Annotated in this window: 21 protein-coding genes; 13 read left to right on the top strand and 8 right to left on the bottom strand. The window is 64.9% G+C overall.

Annotation, left to right across the window (positions count from 1 at the left end; translation table 11 throughout):
• Window positions 1-36: 36 nt before the first annotated feature.
• A complete protein-coding gene (locus ACIGJE_RS32410) occupies window positions 37-771 on the top strand; it encodes an SDR family oxidoreductase (protein WP_415087312.1) in 735 nt (244 codons plus the stop codon).
• A 33-nt stretch (window positions 772-804) separates the two neighbouring features.
• Here ACIGJE_RS32410 and ACIGJE_RS32405 read toward each other — a convergent pair whose 3' ends face one another.
• From ACIGJE_RS32405 to ACIGJE_RS32395, 3 genes are all read right to left on the bottom strand, one after another.
• A complete protein-coding gene (locus tag ACIGJE_RS32405) occupies window positions 805-1,434 on the bottom strand; it encodes a DsbA family protein (protein ID WP_415087313.1) in 630 nt (209 codons plus the stop codon).
• Window positions 1,435-1,640: 206 nt separating this feature from the next.
• The gene (locus ACIGJE_RS32400; RefSeq protein WP_311943004.1) at window positions 1,641-2,042 is read right to left on the bottom strand and encodes a hypothetical protein; all 402 of its coding nucleotides are present in this window, start codon (window positions 2,040-2,042) and stop codon (window positions 1,641-1,643) included.
• Window positions 2,043-2,927 (bottom strand): NAD(P)-dependent oxidoreductase, encoded by an 885-nt coding sequence (locus ACIGJE_RS32395; protein ID WP_415087315.1) that lies wholly within the window; start codon window positions 2,925-2,927, stop codon window positions 2,043-2,045. It lies immediately after the preceding gene.
• 149 nt (window positions 2,928-3,076) lie between these two features.
• On the opposite strand from ACIGJE_RS32395, the gene ACIGJE_RS32390 reads away from it, so the two are divergent.
• The 4 genes from ACIGJE_RS32390 to ACIGJE_RS32375 all read left to right on the top strand — a co-directional run bounded on the left by ACIGJE_RS32390 (window position 3,077) and on the right by ACIGJE_RS32375 (window position 7,106).
• Complete coding sequence (locus ACIGJE_RS32390) at window positions 3,077-3,433, top strand: winged helix-turn-helix transcriptional regulator (RefSeq protein WP_415087316.1); 357 nt, start codon at window positions 3,077-3,079, stop codon at window positions 3,431-3,433.
• Window positions 3,434-3,577: 144 nt separating this feature from the next.
• Window positions 3,578-4,521, top strand: a protein-coding gene (locus ACIGJE_RS32385; protein ID WP_483680231.1) for an IS630 family transposase whose coding sequence is annotated in 2 segments (ribosomal slippage) — window positions 3,578-3,911 and window positions 3,911-4,521 — 945 coding nt in all. Because the reading frame shifts where the segments join, the coding sequence is not laid out codon by codon here.
• Window positions 4,522-4,764: 243 nt separating this feature from the next.
• Window positions 4,765-6,300 (top strand): BCCT family transporter, encoded by a 1,536-nt coding sequence (locus tag ACIGJE_RS32380; RefSeq protein WP_394315108.1) that lies wholly within the window; start codon window positions 4,765-4,767, stop codon window positions 6,298-6,300.
• Window positions 6,301-6,458: 158 nt separating this feature from the next.
• Entirely contained in the window at window positions 6,459-7,106 is a 648-nt protein-coding gene (locus tag ACIGJE_RS32375; RefSeq protein WP_483680660.1) for a cysteine hydrolase family protein, read from the top strand.
• A 72-nt stretch (window positions 7,107-7,178) separates the two neighbouring features.
• On the opposite strand, the gene ACIGJE_RS32370 is transcribed toward ACIGJE_RS32375, so the two are convergent.
• A complete protein-coding gene (locus tag ACIGJE_RS32370) occupies window positions 7,179-8,633 on the bottom strand; it encodes a M20/M25/M40 family metallo-hydrolase (RefSeq protein WP_415087356.1) in 1,455 nt (484 codons plus the stop codon).
• 335 nt (window positions 8,634-8,968) lie between these two features.
• Here ACIGJE_RS32370 and ACIGJE_RS32365 point away from each other — a divergent pair, with 335 nt between their 5' ends.
• The 5 genes from ACIGJE_RS32365 (at window position 8,969) to ACIGJE_RS32345 (ending at window position 13,366) form a co-directional block, all read left to right on the top strand.
• Entirely contained in the window at window positions 8,969-9,739 is a 771-nt protein-coding gene (locus ACIGJE_RS32365; protein WP_415087357.1) for a DUF899 domain-containing protein, read from the top strand.
• A 153-nt stretch (window positions 9,740-9,892) separates the two neighbouring features.
• The gene (locus ACIGJE_RS32360) at window positions 9,893-10,381 is read left to right on the top strand and encodes a heme-degrading domain-containing protein (RefSeq protein WP_311942992.1); all 489 of its coding nucleotides are present in this window, start codon (window positions 9,893-9,895) and stop codon (window positions 10,379-10,381) included.
• A 414-nt stretch (window positions 10,382-10,795) separates the two neighbouring features.
• Complete coding sequence (arsC, locus tag ACIGJE_RS32355) at window positions 10,796-11,203, top strand: arsenate reductase (glutaredoxin) (protein WP_311942990.1); 408 nt, start codon at window positions 10,796-10,798, stop codon at window positions 11,201-11,203.
• A gap of 17 nt (window positions 11,204-11,220) precedes the next feature.
• Window positions 11,221-12,417, top strand: a complete 1,197-nt coding sequence (gene arsK / locus ACIGJE_RS32350) for an arsenite efflux MFS transporter ArsK (protein ID WP_311942988.1) — start codon at window positions 11,221-11,223, stop codon at window positions 12,415-12,417.
• Window positions 12,418-12,457: 40 nt separating this feature from the next.
• Entirely contained in the window at window positions 12,458-13,366 is a 909-nt protein-coding gene (locus ACIGJE_RS32345) for an aminoglycoside phosphotransferase family protein (protein ID WP_311942986.1), read from the top strand.
• A gap of 57 nt (window positions 13,367-13,423) precedes the next feature.
• Here the strand turns inward: ACIGJE_RS32345 and ACIGJE_RS32340 are convergent, their stop codons facing one another.
• The 3 genes from ACIGJE_RS32340 to ACIGJE_RS32330 all read right to left on the bottom strand — a co-directional run bounded on the left by ACIGJE_RS32340 (window position 13,424) and on the right by ACIGJE_RS32330 (window position 18,625).
• On the bottom strand, window positions 13,424-14,911 hold the full coding sequence (locus ACIGJE_RS32340; protein WP_311940302.1) for a nucleobase:cation symporter-2 family protein: 1,488 nt from the start codon (window positions 14,909-14,911) through the stop codon (window positions 13,424-13,426).
• 689 nt (window positions 14,912-15,600) lie between these two features.
• Entirely contained in the window at window positions 15,601-16,788 is a 1,188-nt protein-coding gene (locus tag ACIGJE_RS32335) for a DUF2778 domain-containing protein (RefSeq protein ID WP_415080742.1), read from the bottom strand.
• Between the two features lie 415 nt (window positions 16,789-17,203).
• Window positions 17,204-18,625: an aminotransferase-like domain-containing protein gene (locus tag ACIGJE_RS32330; protein ID WP_415080744.1), complete on the bottom strand. Its 1,422-nt coding sequence runs from the start codon at window positions 18,623-18,625 to the stop codon at window positions 17,204-17,206.
• A gap of 156 nt (window positions 18,626-18,781) precedes the next feature.
• On the opposite strand from ACIGJE_RS32330, the gene ACIGJE_RS32325 reads away from it, so the two are divergent.
• Window positions 18,782-19,201 (top strand): DUF983 domain-containing protein, encoded by a 420-nt coding sequence (locus tag ACIGJE_RS32325; RefSeq protein ID WP_394315621.1) that lies wholly within the window; start codon window positions 18,782-18,784, stop codon window positions 19,199-19,201.
• A gap of 128 nt (window positions 19,202-19,329) precedes the next feature.
• Window positions 19,330-20,238, top strand: a complete 909-nt coding sequence (locus ACIGJE_RS32320; RefSeq protein WP_415080746.1) for a hypothetical protein — start codon at window positions 19,330-19,332, stop codon at window positions 20,236-20,238.
• A 4-nt stretch (window positions 20,239-20,242) separates the two neighbouring features.
• On the opposite strand, the gene ACIGJE_RS32315 is transcribed toward ACIGJE_RS32320, so the two are convergent.
• Window positions 20,243-21,700 carry a DHA2 family efflux MFS transporter permease subunit gene (locus tag ACIGJE_RS32315; protein ID WP_311944252.1) on the bottom strand — a complete coding sequence of 486 codons (1,458 nt, stop codon included), beginning with the start codon at window positions 21,698-21,700 and terminating at the stop codon, window positions 20,243-20,245.
• A gap of 406 nt (window positions 21,701-22,106) precedes the next feature.
• Between ACIGJE_RS32315 and ACIGJE_RS32310 the strand changes: the two genes are divergently transcribed.
• Window positions 22,107-22,286: a hypothetical protein gene (locus tag ACIGJE_RS32310; RefSeq protein ID WP_394315617.1), complete on the top strand. Its 180-nt coding sequence runs from the start codon at window positions 22,107-22,109 to the stop codon at window positions 22,284-22,286.
• The last annotated feature ends 25 nt before the right edge of the window (window positions 22,287-22,311 follow it).

The raw sequence follows: 22,311 nt of genomic DNA, 5'->3' as shown, positions 1-22,311 counted from the left end.
GCCTCGGCGCGAACACCTCAACAAGGAACATATGAGATGAGTGCAATTGCAGGAAAAGTCGTGGCCATCACCGGCGCGAGCAGCGGCATCGGCGAAGCCAGCGCCAGGGTGCTGGCGGTGGCGGGTGCCCGCGTGGTGATCGGCGCGCGCCGTACCGACAGGCTGGAGAGCCTCGCTGCGGCGATCACGGCCGCAGGCGGCGAGGTGAGGGTGCGCCCGCTCGACGTGACGTCGCAGGCCGAGGTCGCCGCCTTTGCCGGCTTCGCGCGCCAGGCTTTCGGACGGCTCGACGTGATGGTCAACAATGCCGGGGTGATGCCGCTCTCCCCGCTGGCGGCACTGCGCGTGGCGGAATGGGACCGCATGATCGACGTCAACATCAAGGGCGTGCTGTACGGTATCGCTGCGGCGCTGCCGATCATGGAGGAGCAGGGCAACGGGCAGATCGTCAATGTCTCCTCGATCGGTGGCCATCGCGTCTCGCCCACCGCCGCGGTCTATTGTGCCACCAAATTTGCCGTGCGCGCCATTTCGGACGGGCTGCGCCAGGAGACGGATCGCATCCGTGTCACGGTGATCTCGCCGGGCACCACCACCTCCGAGCTTGCCGACTCGATCGGCGATCCCACCGCGCGGGAGGCGATGAAGGCGTTCCGGGCCGTTACCATCAGCCCGGAGGCCGTGGCCGCTGCGCTGGCCTATGCCATCGGCCAGCCCGATGACGTCGATGTCAGCGAGATCGTGGTACGGCCGACGGCGAGCCCGCATTGAAGAAGTTTTTCATTTGCCGGCTATTGAACCTGGCTATTTTGCAGTCTTCACATAGCGCCGCAACTGCTCCAGGCTGAGTGCGCCGAAATAGACGTCATGGCCGATCACGAAGCCGGGCGTGCCCTGGAGTTGGAACAGGCGGGCGGCGACATCGTTTCTGGCCAGCATGGCGGCGATCTCGGGACCTCGCGCGGCAAGATCCTTGTCGAGCCTGATGAGATCGACGCCGGCCTTGCCGGCCGCCTCGCGCACGGCGTCCTTGTCCATGGTGCGCGGCAGGGCGAAGAGGGCGGCATGCACTGCGCCATATTTGCCCTGCCAATTGGCGGCGAGCGCCACCCTGGCGGCATAGACCGAGGCTTCCCCGAAGATCGGCCATTCCTTGATCACCAGCCGGATGTCCTTGTTTTCGCGCAGGAGGACGTCGAGACGCGACTGCATCACCCGGCAATAGGGACAGCGATAATCGGTGAACTCGATGATGGTGACCTTGCCCTTGGGATTGCCGAGCACGGGGGAAGAAGGATCGGTGATGATGTCGTTCACGTCGATATCGGCAGAGGCCGCGCGGGCGCCGCCCGGCGACGGAGCGAGGCTGAGGAGGCCGATGACGAGGAAGAGGAAGGCCGCGAGAAGCGGGGGCGAGATACGCCGAGATGCCATGATAAGTCCTTGCGATCGCAACGCGCGTCCATACGCGCCTTGCCTTGGCGGGCGCCATGCCCGGGCAGTCCGATTCGACGGACTGCCGGTACTGTCCATGCCACCAACCTCGCACGCAAATCACAGTTTCTAGTGGGGGAATCGCATTCGCGTGACAGCGGCTCTGTGCAAGATCCCCTTGGCACTGTGAACGGGCGGAGGACGCGCTATTCGAACCAAAGCTTGTGCATGGCCTGCAGGAACTCCCGGTCATTGACAGGGTAGCCGGATGCGGAGCCGATGAGGGAGTCGATGCCGCAGTAAGGGCAGAGCGCCGTTCCCTCCTCGTCGTCGATCCATTCCTCGATCTTGGCAACCGTGAAGGTTTGGCAGCAATAGAAACAGCCACAACTCGCGCTCTTTTCCAGCTCTTGCCGATGATTGGTTGTCTGACGGTGAGCTCGCTCGAGCATTTCTCTTGAATATGCCATCTTGGCATCTTCGTGGCGCAAGCCGTGATTGGCAACCTCTCCCCTCGATGAAACCGGCTGTACGGCCCATGCCACCAGCGTCGTGCGCAAATCACAAATGCACCAATGGGAATGGCATTTGCGTGAACCGGTGCCCACCTATGCTTCCCCGATCATGAAGCGCGACAATGCGGCAAAATCGTCCTCACCCCGGCCGGCCGCGAGCGCCCGCCGGAACAGGCTGTCCTGGCCGAGGACGACGCCGAGGTCGATCTTACGGGCCTGCATCACCACCAGCAAATGTTCGAAGGCGTGGTGATGGGTGGCGATCGAGGCGAAGCTCTGCTCGTCGCTGGCCAGGCGCCCGGTCTCATTGCGCTTGATCAGGTCGGCGACCTGGCCGTCGATCACCGGCACCAAGGTCTGCCAGAGCCGGCCCAGCATGCCGAGCGCCACCCCCTCGGCCTGGCACACGGCAATGGCGTTCAGCGTGCCGAACAGCGCACCCCACATCAGGCCGAGCAGGGCGCTGTCGAGTGCATTGGCGAGGCCGGCATCCTCCCCGACATGCTGGACATTGCCGCCGAGGGCGAGGAATACCGGCTTGTTCGCCTCGAAGGCCTGGCCGGAGCCGGCGAACAGGATGGTGCCGGCCTCGGTGCCGATGAAATCGGGCGTCGCCATGATGGCGCCGTCGAGATAGGCGGCGCCCTGCGCGGCGGCCCAGCCTCCCGCCTCGCGTGCGCCCTGGGGCGTGCCGGAGGTGAGTTCGACCACGAGCTTGCCGTCGAGGGCCCGGGCGACGCTTGCCTCGCGCAGCAGCGCGGCGGTGGCGTCATAATCGCTGACATTCACGATGACGACCGCCCCCGCCGCCACGGCTTCGGCCACGGAGGGCGCGACGACCGCACCGAGGGCGGCAAGCGGCCCGGTCTTGGCCGGGGTGCGGTTCCACACCGTCACCTCGTGGCCGGCGCCCAGCAGGGCGCGCGCCAATGCCGATCCCATGCGTCCCGTTCCCAGCACCGCGATTGCAAGCTTCATGTCGACACTCCATATCCACCGGCGCGGGCTGACGAATGCCTGCCGCGCCTCTCGTCGTCCTCGGGCAGATGGAGCTGGCGTGGCGGCGCTCAATACGCACGCCCACGTAAGTGGTTACGGGGTGGTAAGGGCTGGCGAAGGAGAGGGGCATGACGGATACGGCGAATGATTGCGGCTTTGCGGCGGCGATCCGCATGCTCGAAGGCAAATGGAAGCTCGACATCCTGTGCGAGCTCCACACCGGCGCCCGCCGCTTCGGCCGGCTGCGCCGGGCCATTCCGACGATCAGCGAGAAGATGCTGGCCCAAAAGCTGCGCGAATTGGAGGCCGACAGCCTCATCCACCGCAAGGTCTATGAGCAGATGCCGGCCAAGGTCGTCTATTCCCTGAGCGAGCGCGGCGCCGGCCTCATCGCCAGCAGCGCTGCCCTTTGCCGCTGGGGCGAGCAGCTTGGCCTCAGCGAGCCGGTGCCGGCTGCCTGCGCCGTGCCGTCGCTGCGAGCCTGATCCTTCGATTGGCCAGGCTCGCGATGACGAGCCTGGCTTTCTATCCTGAAAGCCTAGAGCATGTCCTGCGATCGATGAATCGATTGTGATGTGACAGGTGGCTTGTGAGCTGATTCAACATCTGCCTTGTGGGAGAGGTTGATGATGGGAAGAGCCCTGAGCGGAGATCTACGGTCACGGGTCCTGAAGGCCTCGGCAGAAGGCATGTCGGCGCGTCGGGCTGCAGCGCGGTTCGGTGTCGGCGTTTCGAGTGCGATCCGCTGGATAGCACGAGCGAAGGTAGGCGAGTTGGCGCCTCGACGGCCTGGCCGTAGCCGCTCCTCCAGCCTCGATGTGCATGAAGCCTTCATCGTCGGGCTGATCGAGGAACGTAAGGACATCACGCTCAACGAGATGGTGCGGCGGCTGGAGACCGAGCAATCGGTCGGGATCAGCCGCAGTGCCCTGAGCGCCTGGCTTCGTGGCCATGGCTGGACGTTCAAAAAAAGTCCGCACATGCACTGGAGCAGGATCGGCCCGACATCCTGAAACGCCGCCAGGCTTGGTTCGACGGTCAACTCGATCTCGATCCGGCAAGGCTCGTGTTCATCGATGAGACGGGGCTGTCGACGAAGATGGCGCGCTTGCGTGGAAGAGCGCCCCGTGGTGAGCGTTGCCGGGCGGGCGTTCCCCACGGTCATTGGAAAACGACCACTTTCACCGGCGCCCTGCGGTTGACCGGGATGACCGCGCCCTTCGTCTATGACGGCGCCATGAACGGCAACGCATTCCTTGCCTATGTCGAGCAGGTCCTGGTCCTGACCCTTGAGCCCGGCGACGTTGTCGTGATGGACAACCTGCCGGCCCACAAGACCGCCGGCGTGCGTAATGCGATCGAGACGGCAGGTGCGAGCCTGCTCTATCTGCCGCCCTACAGCCCCGACTTCAACCCAATTGAAAATGCGTTCTCCAAACTCAAGGCGCTGCTACGGGCAAAGGCCGAAAGGACCATCGATGCCCTATGGGAGGCAGTCGGCTCGATCATCCACCTCTTCAGCCCAGCCGAATGCGCGAACTACTTCCAGGCAGCGGGCTATGAACCAACTTAAACAAGATACGCTCTAGACGATGCGCGCCCGCCTCCGCCCATTGCCGCGCATGTCCGTCGGCTTTTGCGATCCGGGGTCGGATTCGGAACCCCGAAGGTCGGTACTAGGGCGGATTGCAAAGGTATATCGCGGCACTATGACGTAGGGGCGTGGCTATTGGGACTCGCGAACGTCGAAATCCCGGCTGGCAGACGATGAAGCGCCCGCTTCAACGGGGGAGGAACGATCGTTTTGTCGCGCGCAATGCTTCGTGGATCGGATTCCGGTGTCTTCTGGCCGGCGCTTATTATTGTCGTAGGCTTCGTATTATGGGGAACGCTCTTCCCCGCCAGCCTGACAAGTGTCGCCACGGCGACGCTCAACGGCATCATCCATGCCTTTGGCTGGAGCTTCGTCGTCTCGACGGCGTTCTTCCTGGTCTTCGCGGGCTTTCTGGCCTTCAGCCGTTTCGGCCGGATCAAGCTCGGCCATGACGACGAGAAGCCGGAATTCTCCACGGTCTCCTGGGTCTGCATGATGTTCAGCGTCGGCATGGGCATCGGCCTGATGTTCTGGGGCGTGGCCGAGCCCGTGTCGCATTTCGGCGCGCCGCCGCATGGGCTCGCCCAGCCGCAGTCGAAGGAAGCGGCGATCGTGGCGATGCAATATGCCTATTTCCATTGGGCCCTGCATCCCTGGGCGATCTATGCCGTCGTCGGGCTGGCGCTCGCCTATTTCAGCTATCGCCGCGATCTGCCGACGCTGATGTCCAGCGCCTTCCAGCCTTTGATCGGCGACAGGGTGCACGGGCCGATCGGCCGCACCATCGACGTGCTGGCGATCATCGCCACCCTGTTCGGTACTGCGACCTCGCTCGGCCTGGGCGCGCAGCAGATCAATTCCGGCATGAACTATCTGTGGGGCACCGGCGAATCCGCCGCCATCGCCCTCACCATCATCGCCGTGCTCTCGGTGCTCTTCATCCTCTCGGCGGTGTCCGGCGTCGGCAAGGGCATCCAGTTCCTCAGCAACATGAATATGGTGATCGCGGTGGTACTGCTGCTCTTCCTGGCAGCCTTCGGTCCCACCGTGTTCATTTTCGACACGCTGATCGAATCGCTCGGCTATTATCTCAGCGACCTCGTTTCGATGTCGTTCCGCACCGCCGCCTTCAGCGACGGCAAGTGGCTGGCCAACTGGACCATCTTCTACTGGGCCTGGTGGATCTCCTGGGCACCCTTCGTGGGCGTGTTCATCGCCCGCATCTCGCGCGGCCGCACCATCCGTGAATTCGTGATCGGCGTTTTGCTGATTCCCAGCGCCGTTACTTTCATCTGGTTCACCATCATGGGCGGAACCGCCCTCCATTCGGAGCTGATGGGCGCCGGCGGCTTGGTCGAGGCGGTCAAGAACCAGGGCGCGCCGGTATCGCTGTTCGCCCTGCTGGCCCAATATCCGATGGCGACGGTGACCTCGACCATCGCCATGTTCCTGGTGGCGATCTTCTTCGTTTCCGGCGCGGACGCCGCCTCGGTGGTGATGGGCATGCTTTCCAGCAGGGGCGCACCGCATCCGCAGGCGGGCATCGTGGTGCTCTGGGGCCTGCTCGCCGGCGCCTCGGCCTGCGTGCTCCTGGTGATGGGCGGCCTCGCCGGCCTGCAGACGGCCTCGATCATCGCCGCCGCTCCCTTCCTCCTGGTGATGATCGGCCTGTGCATCTCGCTGTGGAAGGGGCTCCTGGACGAGTTGGAGACACATGGCGTTCTGCATGACGCCAAGGCAGTACAATCGGCCGAATAAGCTCGCCGATTTTCCGGGATGCGGACGGGCGGGCAGGACCCGCCCGTTTTCGCAAGGGCGGGAGGGATGATTTGCGGGCGCGCCCGCCGTAAGGTGCGGGACAGTCACGGCACCGGTCGTCGCTGGCCGGCTGCCACACTCGCAAGGAGCCGAACCCCATGAAGACTCCCTTCGGTCTCGAACTCCATGGCTCTCTCGCGGAGCTCTGCCGGCCCGACCGCATGGCCGTCATCGTCTATGACATGCAGGTGGGCATCCTCGGCCAGATCGCCGATGGTGCCGCCATCACCGCGCGCAATGCCGCCGTGCTGCAGGCCGCGCGGGCCGGCGGCTACCGCGTCGTCTTCCTGCGCCACATGTCGATGCCGCCCAAATTGATGGGTCGCTTCCAATATCGCCAGGCCATGGCCTGGCAGCGCACCGAGGATCCCGCGGCGGTGAAGCCTTGGTTCCTGCGCTCTTCCCCTGGCTTCGAGATCACGCCGGAACTGGCGCCGCGGGAGGACGAGGCTATCCTCGACAAGATCACCTTCTCGGCCTTTGCCGACACGCCGCTCGCCACCATCCTGCGCGATTGCGGCCTCACCGCCTTCGCCATCATGGGCGTTGCCATCGAGATCGGCATCGAGCCGACGGCCCGCCACGGCGCCGATCTCGGCTTCGTGCCCATCATCATCGAGGATGCCTGTGGCACCGGTCACAAGGAGGCGGCGGAGCGCAGCTTCACCTCGCTTGCCTATATGGGCGACGCCATTCTCACGCAGAGCGGGACGCTAACCGGGATGATGGGTCGGGCAACAGAGTGAAGCTCGCGGCACCGGAGGCCCGGCGCCGCATTCCAAACCGGCCTTCCCACTTGCTAGAAGGCCGGCCGGCGATCACTTCGCGGCCACGCCGACCAGCGTGTCGTAGATGAAAGCCGTACCCTCCTTCAAGGATTTGACGGCGATGCGCTCGTCATTGCCGTGCATGCGCTCCAGCGTTTCATTGTCCAGCGGGTAGGGATAGATGCCATAGGTCGGTATGCCGCGGTCCCGCCAGGCGGAAGCATCCGTGCCGGCCTCGAACAGGGCCGAAACCACGGTGGCTTCGGGCCAGGTCTTCTTGCCGGCCGTTTCGAGAGCCTTGAACAGGGGCGTATCGGTCGGGGATGCCTCGGCTTCCGTGCGCTTCTTGTAATAGGCCTTGGCATCGTCTTCCGAAAGGCTGGAGTCGACGCTGATCTTGATATCCGGATCGGCGATGGCTTTCTCGACCTGGCTTCGCACGTCCCAGGGTGTCGAGCCTGGCACGAGGCGCACATTCACATAGGCTTCGGCCGTGCCGGGAATGACGTTTTCCTTCACCCCGGCCTTGATGATCGTCGTCGCCACCGTATTGCGCATCAGGGCATGCCAGAGCAGCGGATAATCGCCGGTGGCGGAGACGCGTTTTCCGGCTTTCTTCAGCGCCGAAGGGTCGTTGCTCGAGGCCAGCGTCTGGAGATCCCGCTTCATCTGCCCGGTTGCGCTCGAGGCAAGGGCCTGGAAATAGGCCTTGGTCTGGCCGGTGAGGGTGGGCTCGGTGTCCCACACCGACAATTTCGCCAGGGCCCGGGTCAGTTTGCCGACCGCGCTGTCCGGTTGCGGGCGCGAGGAGTGGGTGGGCGTACCCGTCACCTTGAGCCGGAGGCCTGCATAGATCTTGTCACGCGTCGTGATGTTGACCTGCCGGGTGACCCCTTGCTTGTCCTGGAAGATCCAGCCGCCTTCGTTCAAGACGAATTCGGCATCGATCTTGTCCCAGTGATTTTTCGCCAGCCAGTCGGTGCCGTAATCGCCGGCTTCTTCGTCGGCTTCGGCCAGGAAGATCACGTCCCTCGACAGTGCGACGCCGCTCTTCTTGAGATCGAGGAGCGCCTGGACGAACACCGCCTGTCCGCCCTTGAAGTCCATGGCGCCCCGCCCCAGGACGTAGCCATCCTTGATTTCGCCGGCAAACGGATCGACGCTCCAGGTGTGCCGTTCGACCGGCACCACATCCGAATGCGCAGCCAGAAGCACGGGCTTCTTGCTGCCATCGCCCTTCAGGCGCGCGATGAAGTGAGCCACCCCATCCTTGGGGGTCTTGATGATTTCATTTTCGATGCCGGCATCGTCGAAGACCTTTTTGAGGTAGGTGACTTCCTCCAGCGTTCGTCCCGGCGGGTTGGATGTGTCGAAGCGCAGGAGCTGCTGAAGAAGCGCGACGGTCTTGTCGGATTCCTGAGCCGCAAGAGGGGAGGTTGAACCTATAAGGGCGATGACGCCCAAAGCCGCAGCGCAATTTGAAAGAATAGATGGACCCAATTTCATAACTTTTCCTCTTGGTATTCTATTTTTTTACGAACATTGCTCCTCTTTCCGGGCGCTTTATGTTGATTACCCTAGCCAAAAAACCTCCTACGACAAGCTGCGATAAATCGATACAACATGCCTGTCCTTGACCGGGCCGAAACAATGCAAGCCGTTGCCGGGAATTCGGGTCTGCGCTTGCGACCGGGGCTCCTTCCGAATGCCGCCACACTTGTTACTCCCACCCCTCCGCCTCCCGGTGGCACTCTCTCCTCACCGATAAAGAACCAAGGGCGGCGCGTGCCGATGCGCTTGAAGCATGCGGTACGGTGGGCGCTCGGATGAGGAGATTTGCGATGACCACTCCAGCCGGAAATGGACAGAACGGAGCCACGGGCATGCACACCCCGCCGGTGGTGTCGCCGCAGGAATGGCAGGCGGCCCATGAGCGGCTGCTGGCGATGGAAAAGGCCCACACCCGCGCCCGCGATGCCCTGGCGGCCCAGCGCCGGCGCATGCCCTGGATGGCGGTGGAGAAGGCCTATGTCTTCGAGGGGCCGCAGGCGCGCGCAAGTCTCGCCGAGCTGTTCGAGGGCCGCAGCCAACTCATCGCCTATCGCGCCTTCTTCGAGCCGGGCGTATTCGGCTGGCCCGACCATGCCTGCCGAGGCTGCTCGATGGTGGCCGACCAGGTCGCCCATCTTTCCCATCTCAATGCCCGCGACACCACGCTTGTCTTCCTCTCGCGGGCGCCGCAGGGCGATATCGCCAGGCTGAAGCAGCGCATGGGCTGGACCATGCCATGGTACACCGTGCTCGACGATTTCGACTGGGATTTCGGCGTGGGCGAGTGGCACGGCACCAATGTGTTCTACCGTGACGGCGAGCGGATCTTCCGCACCTATTTGGTCAACAGCCGCGGCGACGAGCAGATGGGCGGCACCTGGAACTATCTCGACATCACGCCGCTCGGCCGCCAGGAGGCCTGGGAGGATTCGCCCGAAGGCTATCCGCAGACGCCGCCCTATAAATGGTGGAACTGGAACGATGCCTATGTCGCCGGCGCAGCGCCGGACAAGCGCTGGGTGCAGGTGTCGGATGCGGGCGAGGCGAGCTTCCGCAAATAGGAACGCCGATGGCTCCCGGCGGGGTGGCCTCCATTCCATCCGGTGACGGAGCGAGATCGGCGCGCTGGTGCAGGCCTTGCCTGTGTGGGAGCCCGCTTGCCGGCTTGCCAGGGCTGGCGGGCGCCCGCATGATCGTCGGGCAAGGAGGCCGACATGCCCAACGAGATCACGCTGAGCGAGTTGCTGCGCCAGGAGGCGGTGCTCACCTTTCCAGCCTTCGACAACGAGATTGCCATTGATCTGGGCACGCTGGCGCTTGGCATTGCCCGCGAACGCGCCTTGCCGGTGGCGATCAATGTTACGCGCAACCGCCAGCAGCTCTTCCATGCTGCCCTGGCCGGCACTTCGCTCGACAATGACCAATGGATCGCCCGCAAATCGGCGGTGGTCTACCGGTTCGGTCATTCCTCCTTCTATATGGGCCAGTCGACGCTGCCGGGCGGCCCCTCCTTCCACGATCGCTTCATGGTCGACCCCAAGGAATATGCCGCGCATGGCGGCAGTTTTCCGATCATCGTTGAGGGCACCGGCCTGGTCGGCGCCATCACCATATCGGGCCTGCCCCAGCAGGCCGATCATGAACTGGTGGTGGAGATCATCACCCGCTTCCTCGAGCAGCGCTTCGGCAAGAAGGCATTGTAGCGCTCCTCCCGCCCGCAGGCCTGGTGCCGGTCGGCATTCCGGTGCAACTATGGGCTTCCGAGTTCGGTGGCGACGGCGTGGTGCCGAAGGATGTCGAGACGGTGGCACGCAATCTTGCCACCCTGCCGGAGATGCATGCCGCCGCCAAAGCCGGGCATTTCGCCTTCCTGGCGCCCTGCAGCGCCGAGTCTGCCAAGGCCGCCGCCGATTTCGGCGAGGCGGAGATCTGCGCGGATGGGGCAGGCTTCGATCGATTGCCTTCCATCGAGGCTTCAACGCCGAGCTCCTCGACTTCTTCCGGCGGCACCTTGGCGCAGGGCAGGGGCCTTGAGCCGCTGGCCGCCCTCATGCGATGGGTGTTTTGTCGGAGCAGCGTTGGCGCCAGCTCCGTGGTTCCGATCGAAAGCCCCCGCGATGAGTGTCACTATCTATCACAATCCGGCCTGCGGCACTTCGCGCAACACCCTCGCCATGATCCGCCAGTCGGGCGAGGAGCCGGTGGTCGTCGAGTATCTCGACGCCCCACCCTCACGGGACAAGCTCGTCGCACTGCTGGCCGCCATGGCGATGCAGCCGCGCGACTTGTTGCGCGAGAAGGGCACGCCCTATGCCGAGCTCGGCCTGGGTGACCCGAAATGGAGCGACGAGCAGATCATCGACTTCATGCTGGCGCATCCGATCCTGATCAACCGGCCCATCGTCGAGACGGCACATGGTACGCGCCTGTGCCGTCCTTCCGAGGCGGTGCTCGACCTGCTCGACCGGCCGGTCGAGCACTTCGTCAAGGAAGATGATGAAGTCGTGACCTATCGTCGGACCTGATTGCGACTGATCCAGACATGCATGCGGAACGCTCGCCCGTCGCGGCCATCATCGCCCTGGGCGTCACCCAGATCATCGGCTATGGCACGCTCTATTACAGTTTCAGCATCCTGGCCGCCGATATGGCGAAGGGCCTGGGCTGGACCACCGAATGGGTGTTCGGCGCGCTCTCGGCCGCGCTGCTGATCGGCGGTGCCACGGCGCCCTGGGTCGGTCGGCTGATCGATGCGATCGGAGCGGGCCGCGTGATGGCGGTCGGTTCCCTGGCTGCTTCGGCATCATTGGCTGCCTGTGCGCTGGCGCCGGGCGGCGTGGCCTTCGTGGCGGCGCTGATCGCGATGGAGACAGCCTCCAACCTGGTGCTCTACGGCGCTGCCTTCGCCTTGCTGGTGCAGATCCGCCCGCGGGCTGCCCAGCGCAGCATCACCTATCTCACCTTGATCGCGGGCTTTGCCTCCACTGTGTTCTGGCCTGTTACCACCGCTTTGCATGAGCGCATGAGCTGGCAGGACGTCTATCTCGTCTTCGCCGGGCTCAATCTGGCGGTCTGTTTTCCCCTGTATGTCTGGCTCTCGCTTGGGTTGTCGAAGCAGGGTGGTGCGGCCATCGGGCAGCAGTCGGCGGTGGCGGGCCTGCTCGCGCCCGCCCAGCGCAAGGCAGGCTTTCGGCTGATGCTCGTCGGCTTTGCCGCCTTGTCGCTGGTGGTTGCGGCCATCCTGGTCCACATGATCCCGCTGCTGTCCGGCCTCGGGCTCGGAACGTCGGCGGCGGTGGTCGGCACGCTGTTCGGCCCGTCCCAGGTGCTCAGCCGCCTGGTCAACATGGTGTTCGGGCGCAATCTGCCGCCGATCGCCCTCGCGCTGATCGCGGCGACGCTGATGCCGGCCTCCGTGGCCCTGCTCGCCCTCACGGCGCCCTCCACCACGGGCGCGATGGTGTTTGCGGTGGTGTTCGGCCTGGGCAACGGGCTGTTCAGCATCGTGATCGGTACCCTGCCGCTGGCTTTGTTCGGCAGCGAAGGGTATGGCACGCTGCAGGGCAAGGTGATGGCCGCCCGCCTGATCGTGGCCGCGATGGCGCCCTTTGCCTTCGCCTTCGCGCTGACCACCATCGGCGCCGGCCTGTCCCTGGCGGTGACGGCCCTGCTGGGCGGGCTCGGCGGACTGTCCTTCCTGGCGATCCGCTTCCTGGTGGGGCCGGCGCGGGCCGCTTGACGGTTGGGGCCGGCAATCGGCTCGAATGGGAGGATGCTGCATGACTGGCCGCTTGACGATCGAGGTCGGGCTGGTGCGCCGCCTGGTCGACAGCCAGTTTCCCGATTGGGCCGATCAGCCGGTCCGGCCGGTCGAGCGCAATGGCTGGGACAACTCCACCTTCCGCCTCGGCGAGGACAAGAAGGTGCGTCTGCCGACCGCCGCCTCCTATGTGCCGCAGGTCGAGAAGGAATGGCGCTTTCTGCCCGCGCTGGCCCCGCATCTGCCCTTGCCGATCCCAGCCCCGCTTGCCCTCGGCCGCCCGGCGGAAGGCTATCCCTATCCCTGGTCGGTCCAGCGCTGGATCGAGGGCAAGCCGGTGGTGTTCGAGCAACTCACCGATCCCGTCGGATTTGCGGCCGATCTTGCGCAGTTCCTGCTGGCCCTGCAGCGCGCGCCCGCCGAGGGGCCAGCCGCCGGGGCGGATAATTTTCATCGCGGTGGGGCGCTCTCAGTCTACGACGCCGAGACGCGGCGTTGCCTCGATCGACTTGCGGGCGAGATCGATGCCGCTGCGGCGGGCCAGGTCTGGGAGGCGGCACTGGCGGCGCAATGGCAATCGCCGCCCGTCTGGGTGCATGGCGATATCGCCGTCGGCAACCTGCTGCTGCGCAAGGGACGGCTGAGCGCCGTGATCGATTTCGGCAGCAGCGCGGTCGGCGATCCTGCCTGCGACCTGGTGATCGCCTGGACCTTCCTGCGGGGCGAAAGCCGTGCGGCTTTCAAGGCAAGACTGTCGGCGGCGGGATTTGACGAGGCGATCTGGGCCCGTGCCCGCGGCTGGGCCCTGTGGAAGGCCCTGCTCATCTGCTGCGGTCATGGCAGTACGCTGCCGACCGAGCTGTCAGCCAGGAAGGTGATCGCCACGGTGCTGGACGAGCATGCCGGAAGCGCTTCTGCGCCGTCTTGAAGGGGCCGCCCCCGCCCCCGACCCGCGTGCGGCCAGGGGCGGCACTTTTCTCCAGCGTCAATGGTGGCCCGGTCCCTCGACCTTCACCTCGCTGCCATTGGCATCATAGAGCTTGCCGTTGAGGAAATAGTCGCCCTCATGCAGCATCGAGATGTCCTGGTAGCGCAGAGTGCGCTCCATGCCGGCGACGAACACCGATTGCTGGTCGGAATTGCCGGCCCTGAAATGGTTGAACACCAGGTTCAGCGTGATCGCCATCAGCGCGGCCGAGCTGATGCCGGAATGGAAGATGGTGACGAACCAGGACGGGAAGTGCTCGTAGAACTGGGGCGCGGCGATCGGGATCATGCCGAAGCCGATCGAGGTCGCCACGATGATGAGGTTCATGTTGTTGGTGTAGTCGACCTTGGAGAGCGAGCGGATGCCGCTGGCCGCCACGGTGCCGAACAGCACGATGCCGGCCCCGCCCAGCACCGCGGGCGGCACGGCGGCGATCACCCGCCCCATCACCGGCAGCAGGCCGAGCGTCACCAGGATGAGGCCGGCGGTGGCGACCACGAAGCGGCTCTTGATGCCGGTGACGGCGATCAGGCCGACATTCTGGGCAAAGGCGCTCTGGGTGAAGGAGCCGAAGATCGGTGCCAGGGTCGAGGAGAGCATGTCGGCACGCAGGCCGTCGCCGAGGCGGCGCGAGTCGACCTTGGTGCCGATGATCTCGCCGACGGCCAGGATGTCGGCCGAGGTTTCCACCAGGGTGACGATGATGACGATGAACATCGAGACGACGGCGGCGATCTGGAAGGTCGGCCAGCCGAAATGGAACAGGCTGGGCAGGGCCGCGGTGGGGCCGCTGGCGACCTTGGAGAAATCGGTCATGCCGAAGGCCATGGCGATGGCGGTGCCGATCACCATGGCGAGCAGGATCGACAGGCGGGAGATCGCAGCGTTGCCGAGCTTGCTCAGGAGCAGCACGATGCCGAGCGTGGCACCGGCGAGCGCGATATTGGGCATGCTGCCGAAATCGGGGGCCTTGGGATTGCCGCCCATGGCCCAGCGTGCCGCCACCGGCATCAGGGTGAGGCCGATGGTGGTGATGACGATGCCGGTGACCAGGGGCGGGAAGAACTGGGTGATCTTGGAGAAGACCGGGGTGATCAGAAGCCCGAGCAGGGAGGCGGCCATGACCGCGCCGAGCACGGCCGGCAGGCCGCCGCCGGTGGGGCTGACGACGATGGCCACCATGGTGGCGACGCCGGCAAAGGAGACGCCCTGCACCAAAGGCAGGCGGCAGCCGAACAGGGGCAGGCCCAGGGTCTGCAGGATGGTGGCAAGGCCCCCCGCGAACAGCGAGGCGGTGATCAGCATGCCGACCTCCTCGGGCGCAAGCCCGGCCGCCTGGCCGACGATCAGCGGCACGGCAACGATGCCGCCATACATGGTCAGGACGTGCTGCAGGCCATAGGCCAGGTTGGCGCCGATGCCCAGATTCTCGTCTTCAGGGCGCTGCAAAGCTGGGGCAGCCGTGCCGATCGATGTGGAACTCAAGCCGGTTTCCTCCTTCACGCGTTCTTGTTCGAATGCAATTCCCGGACCAGACGAGCGCGGGGCGACGCCACGATGGCCGGTCGGCCTATGCGGGGGATGGCCCGCATGCAAAACGGGTACTTGGCCTGCTGCTCATCGTCCGCGCGGGGGCGCAGGCAAAGGCAAGCAGACATGACCTAGCGAGTAGCGTGCCGCGGCGCGTTCAAGGGCCTGAGGCGAGAGAGTGCAGCGTTCCGGTCTCCCTTGGCCAGCATGCACTCGAAGAATTGATTTAGCTCTATTGATTGCAGCTATGATCCATCAGGATAGAAGCCCTTGGAAGTGGCTCCCGATCGGAAGGACTTCCGCGCCAGATGTGATAATGCCTGTGTAGCGCGGTGGGCAGGGGCTGCGAATATTGCGGTGCCGGCATCAATACGATGCGGCTACTCGGCCGGTGCAGCCAAGGTGCGAGCCGGATCTGCCAGATTGAATGACAGGCTGTGATCCTAAAGCAAAAAGTGCTTACTCACGAGAGCCATCCCGGACGCACTGCAGCATGCAGCGATGCGGTGCAGATCCAGGATGACCAAAAGGTGAGTAATGAAAGCAAAAGCGTTCGGGCGCAAACGCTTCCTTATCTGCGTGCTTTGGTTCGAAGTCGCTTCGCGATCGACGCTTGCCTTCCGTAGCAAAAGGCTTCGGCAGGCTCAGCGCCCGGACGCAAACCACCAGCGGCTCTTGTTGCGCGAGGCGATCTGGTTGCTCGCCTTGCCGTTCCCGGTGACGACCACCAGCCTGTTGACCTCGCCATTGCGATAGGCGCGCAGGAAGCGGGCATAGTCCTTGAAGGAGACGCAGCCATTCGAATCGCCGCGCGGCCCGAGCATGTAGGTATGCGCCAGCAGGCCGTCGCGTCCGAGCACGGTGCCCGATCCGTTGGCAGGGATCATGCGCAGGGCGGCAACGCCATGGAACAGGGCTTCGCGCGGCTTGAGGTCATAGGTCTGCGGCGGCGTGGCGCCCCGGTTCTTCACATGCACCGAGCCGGGATCGTCGAGATAGGGGCCGAGGCCGGAATGGGCTTCGAGACGCTCGCCACTGGGCAGATAGACCGTGCGGGCGGAGATATCGTAGATGGCGGTGCGATTGCCGGCCATCGGGCGCGACAGCGGAGGCTCGATGGCGGGCCGGTCGAGGGGGCGTGCCTCATCCGGGTCGATGGAGGCGAGGGCCGTCAGGGGGATGGCCGGCCGGGTGGGCGGCAGCGGGACCAGATCGGCCGGATCGTTCTCGGCCAGGCCAGCGCCGATTTGACCCTCGGCGATCTGGCCGCCGTCGAGGGGGCGGATCGGCGGCAGGGGTAGGGCTTCGGCTGCGGTATCAGGCACGCTGCCGGTGGCGACGACATCCGGGGCCGCCGCTTCCGCCGGCGGCGAGGGCAAGGCCGCGACCGTCTGCACGGAACGGATGACGGGGAGGGCCTCATGCGTGCCGTCGTCATCAGGGGCAAAGGCCATCAGGCTGGCGAGCATGGGGGCAGACGGGTGAACGCGGCCGTCTGCGGCTGGCAGGCGCACACCCTGCGCGATTTCGGGACCGGTGTTGTCGGTTGCCGGTTTGGGTGCGGCGGCGGCAACCTCATGTTCCACCGGCAGTGGCGCTGGCCGGAGCACGCTCGCCTGTACCAGGGCCTTGGGCGCAAAGGGATCCTCGGCGCGCAGATGCAGATGGGAAGGCTTGGAAGCGGAGACCATCGAAGGCGCTACCAGTGCGACCGCCGTCCAGGTCGCGGCAGCAGCCCCGAAGCACAGGCCCGCAAGCGCCATCCAGCCGGTGGTGTTCCGGCGAGGCCTGCGGCTTCGGACATAGCTGCCGGTGGAACGGGCGTGGGTCATGCTACTCGCTTCCGGGTGGCCAGGCGGCCTTGCGGCGCGAGGACCCCAAGACGCGTCGAACCAAAGAGCTAGAGCAAAAAAGCGTTCACGCCTGAACGCGCTTTGCTCTAGGGGTGGGTACTGTTTGCGGGTGGTTGCGAGGGGGAACGCCCAGCGCCGTCGATCCGCCGACCGACGCGCAAATCTTTGCCCAATCTTGGTAACCAAACCCTTTACGCACGGGCCCGGATTGTCCCGTTCGCGTAATTGCGCGGTTGGTTGGATGTGGAGAGCATGGAAGTATCAGCCTCACGGCTCTATCCGATGATGGAGCGGGGCTGACATCTCGCCGATCGGCGCATGCTTCGTTTCTACGATGTCAGCCGGAGGCTGACACTCCGCATGGATGTGTCTCTTCGTTCTAACACGCCCTCGGTCAGACGATTCCCGGCACGCCCTCCGGTGGTACCGAAAGCAGGGCTGCCAGCGTGTTGAGGCCTTGGCGCAGGGCGTCGTGGCTCGGTGCCGCACCGAGCGAGATGCGCAACGCCGGCGGCGGGGCGCCGACTGCGAAGGCAGCGCTGCCGACCAGGGCGAGCCCGGCTTTGCGGGCGACGGCGCTGAGATCGGCCCCGACCCAGGCCGGCGGCAAGCTCAGCCAGAGATGGTGCGCATCCGCGGCCGCGCGATAGGTGAAGCCATTCAGCGCCGTCGCGGCGATGGCCTGGCGTGCATGGTTCTCGCGCCGGATGGCGGACGTCAGGCGGGCCATGGTGCCGTCCTTGATCCAGGCGGTCGCCAGGCCGGACATCAACGGGGGCGCCATCAGATTGATGATCCGGGTCTGGGCCGTGATTTCGAGCGCCTCGGCCTGGCCCGGCGTGGCGACATAGGCCAACCTCAGGGCGGGCGTCGCGCATTTGGACAACGTGGCGACGTGCCAGCTTCGTTCGGGGGCAAGGGCTGCAAGCGGGGCCGGCGCGTGTTCGGGCAGCGCGCCATAGGCATCGTCCTCGATGAAGGCGACATCGTACCTGCGGGCGATGGCGACCAAGGCCTGCCGCCGCTCGGCGGGCAAGGTCGCGGTGGTCGGGTTGTCGAGCGTCGGCACGCAATAGAGCGCTTTCGGCCGGTTGGCACGGCAGAGCGCTTCGAAATCGTCCGGCAGGAGGCCGTTCTGGTCGGTGCGCACCGCCGCTAGCCTCACGCCGCAGCGAGCGGCCACCGAACGCAGACCGGGATAGGTAACTTCGGGCGCCGCCAGCACCGATCCCGGTTCGAGCAGGGCCGAAACCACGGCGAAGAGAGCCGCTTGCGAACCCGAAGTCACGACCAGCCGCTCCGGCGCCACCGGACCGAGGCGGGGCGCCAGGAAACGGGCGCCGGCTGCACGGTCGCCGGGAATGCCGGCATTGTCCTGGTAATGCAGCCGCGCCAACGCATGGGGGGAGGCAAGGACGGTGGCGATGCCTTCGGCGATCGCCTCGCGCAGGCCGGCTTCGGCCGGCTGGGGCGGCATGTTCATGCTCAGATCGATCAGGGCCGTCGCCTCGGCCGGGCGGTGCTCGTCGACGATGATCCGGGCAGGCACGGTCCGGGAGGGGCTGACGATGGTGCCGCGTTTGGTGTTGCCCTCCACCAGCCCGGCGCGCCGGACCTCGTTGAACGCTCGCGTCACCGTGGTGAGGTCGACGCCGAGTGCCTTGGCGAGCTGGCGCTGGGGCGGCAATTGCACGCCCGCTGCCAGGCGTCCGGAGCGGATGTCGGCCGACAGCGCCTGGGCGATGGCGAGATATTTGGGTGCATCGCGGGCCAGTTCGGCGGGGAGCCAGAATGCCGCAGGCGAATTGTCTTGCATTTGTATGCCTACAATAATACAAAGCGTGTGTTGATTGACCCAGAAAATCGCAAAATTCTTCGATTCCAGGTCGATCCCTTGATTCTTGATGGCAGGATAGTCACATTTGTATGGAAATTCAATCCATACATTCTGCCGGAACGAAGGAGCCCTTCGATGGAAGAACAATCGGCAGCCTCTCAATCGATCTGGCGCTGCGGTATGCGTGGCCGTTGCCCGCGCTGCGGACACGGCAAGCTCTTCAACGGCTTCCTGACGCTTGCTCCCAAATGCAATGCCTGCGGGCTCGATTACTCCTTTGCCGACCCGGCTGACGGCCCGGCCTTCTTCGTGATGATGACCATGGCCTTTCCGGCCACCGGCTTCGGCATGTGGATGGAACTGAGCTTCGAGCCGCCGCTCTGGGTGCATTTCGTCACCACATTGCCCTTCCTGCTGCTCTCCTGCATTCCCATCCTGCGTCCGATCAAGGGCGTATTGGTGGCGAGCCAGTACATCAACAAGGCGGAGGAGGGGCGCCTGGTGCTGCAGGACGAAGCCCCGCACGAGCAGCCGCGCCTGGCCCGACAGAGCTGACGGGCCCGATTGCCTCACCCGGTCGCAATGGGCCAGAATGACGCTTCTTCCGGTGCAAACGCATTCGTGACCGAGCGCTGGGTTGCGCCGGTCTTGGGTTCGATACCTGAAACAGCGGGGCTCGCCTCATGTATTCGTCCTTCGCCGTTCCGGTGTCGCCGCGCGGTTTCCATGACCGGATCTATGCCGGCGAGATCGCTCGCTTTGGCGGGCTCTCGCCGATGCAGGCATTGGTAGCCTTCACCCGAGACCTGCTGGAAGAGGCCTTCCTTCCGCACCAGCCGCCGGAGATTCATCGTCATCTGTCTCACGACCGGCAGGTCGAGGAGTTTTCCCGGCTGCAGAAGGCGTTCGTCCAATCGGCGGAAGTCAAGCGCCTGTGGAGCGAGGTTTTCGCGGTGCTCGGGCTCGATCCGGAGAAGCTCGCGCGTGACCGGCTGCATCTCCGCTTCCAGCCTCACCAGGCGCCCGAAGCGAACCTGCCGAGGGCTCGCAGCACCGCCACCATCGCCTTTCACCGCGACACCTGGGGCTCCAATCTGTATGCCCAGACCAATTGGTGGGCGCCGATCTATCCGATCACGGCCGGGCGCACCTTCGCGATCTATCCGGATCTGTGGACCCGGGCGGTGCCCAATACCAGCGCCTCCTTCGATTTGGAGGCCGTGCTGGCCCGCGCCAAGATCGCCGGCCGCCATGCCGTCGATGCCGACGATGCCATTCCGCATCTGAGCGGGGCCGTGGATGTCGGGGCCGTCGAACCGGTGGTGGTCGAGCCAGGCGAGGTGATCGCCTTCTCCAGCGCGCATGCCCATGCCGGCGTGCCCAACAGCACCGACTTCACGCGCATTTCGCTGGAGACGAGGACGCTGTGGATCGAGGATGTCGCGGCCGGACGCGGCGCCCCCAATGTCGACGGCGATGCGCCCTGGATGGCCCCCGGCTGGTTTAGGCGCGTCAGCGACGGTGCCAGGCTGACGGAACTCCTGGGCCTCAACGCCCTCGAGCCTTACCGGCGCGAAAGCCCGGCGGCCTGACGTCTCACGTCGCCTGTTCGGCCTCGTGCCGCTTGCGGTGGCCGCTCATCGAGGCCCCCGCATTGTAAGGCAGCTTGGCGTTCACCGGCGAAGCCAGCAGGGAGATCGCGGTGACGAACAGGAAGGCCATCGAGAAATCCGTCAGCGTAGCGTGCTCATGGCCCAGGACCAGCTTCGAGCCGGTCAGAGCGAGGGCGCCGGCGCAGATGCCGAACGATAGCATCAACTGCTGGAAGGTGGTGTAGAAGCTGTTGGCCGAGGAGGTGCGGGTTGGCGGAATGTCGTCGTAGCAGACGGTGTTGTAGGCGGTGAACTGCAGCGACATCGAGAAACCGCAGACCAGCAGCACGGCGAAGATGGCCCAATGCGGCCAGTCGGGGCGGAACAGGGCACAGGCTGCATAGAGCAGGCTGGAAAAGATGCTGTTCCAGATCAGCGTGGTGCGGAAGCCGAAGCGCTTGAGGATCGGCTTGGCCGCCGCCTTCATCAGCATCGAGCCGCAGGCGGTGGCAAGGGTGAGCAGGCCGCTTTCCGCCGCCGACATGCCGAAGCCGATCTGCATCATCAGCGGCAGCAGGAAAGGCTGGGCGCCCTGGGTGATGCGCGAAAGCGAGCCGGCGACCAGCGAGATGCGAAAGGTGCGCACCCGCATCAGGCTGAGGTCGAGGATCGGGGCGAAGTCGCGCGGCTTGCGAGCATGGACGACATAGATCGCACCACTGACCAGGCCGATCACCAGGAGGGCGATGGCGAGCGGCGCCTCCTCGGCGCTGCCGCGGCTGGTCATTTCGAAGCCGAACAGCAGGCAGGCGAGCGAAATGCCGGAGAGCACGAATCCCTTCATGTCGAAGGGCTCGCGCTTGTCTTCCTTCATGTTGGGAATGAAAATCTGGGTCAGCACCAGGCCGAGCAGGCCGATCGGGATGTTGATGTAGAAGATCCAGCGCCAGTCGAGGAAGGTGACGATGAAACCGCCGACCGGCGGGCCGAGGATCGGGCCGATCAGCGCCGGCACCAGCAGCCATCCCATGGCGGAGACGAGGTCCGACTTGTCGACGGTGCGCAGCAGTACCAGGCGGCCGACCGGCACCATCATCGCCCCGCCCGCGCCCTGCAGGAGCCGCGCGGCGACCAGGACGGGCAGAGTCGGCGCCCAGGCGCACAGGATCGAGCCCAGCATGAACACCGCGATGGCGATGGAAAACACGCTGCGGGCGCCATAGCGGTCGGCGATCTTGCCACTGGCGGGAATCAGCACGGCCAGGCTGAGCAGATAGGACGTCAGAGCGATGCTCATATGCGCAGGCGAGACGTCGAAGGATTTGGCCATGGTCGGCAGGGCTGTCGCCAGGATGGTGGCGTCGAGCTGTTCCATGAACATGGCGCTGGCAATGATCAGCGCGGTGGTTCTGAAATTGGGCCGTGCCATCCGGGGCATCAGGCCAGCGGTCACTTCGGACATTGGAGCAGGCAATTCATGACAAGGCCCGTCCCGAGGGGCGGGCCAAAATGGTGGCCGACTCGACGCCGGTCATGACGCTTGATTGGTTATAGGCACGCTTTTGTTCTGACGAAATGGCAAAAGTAGGGAGAGGCAACATATAGTTTCGCATAGCTGAATCGCGCTGCGCGAGACACAGGTCGCTTGGCAGGCCGGATGCGCTACTGCCGGATGTTCCCAATATCTTATCCAGGGATATAAGATATTATCCATTTGGATCGCTCTCCTTGGAAAAGAGCTCGATTCTTCCGAAATTTTTGCTGTTTTTGCGCAGTGATGGTGCTTTCTCGCTTGATTTTTGTCGTTTTCGGGCGGCATAAGCCTAGTCATCGGGAAGGGGATGGGCCTCTTCCTTCAAGAGCCGGACATGCCGTTGCCGACCCATTTCGACATCTTTGCGTTTGCGGATGACGCCTCCTCCCTGCCGGCTTGCATGCCGGGCATGGGCGTGGCTACCCGCAGCCAATGCAAAGGTGCCGGCCGCGACCTGTCGAATGCGAACCGTATGATCGTCGCCCGACTGGCGCAGGATCACACGAGAATCTGAACCGGCGGCAGGGCAGTCCCCTCCG

This window comes from Labrys sp. E2SS-1L (assembly GCF_057073705.1).
This window is presented reverse-complemented; position numbering and strand designations above follow the sequence as displayed.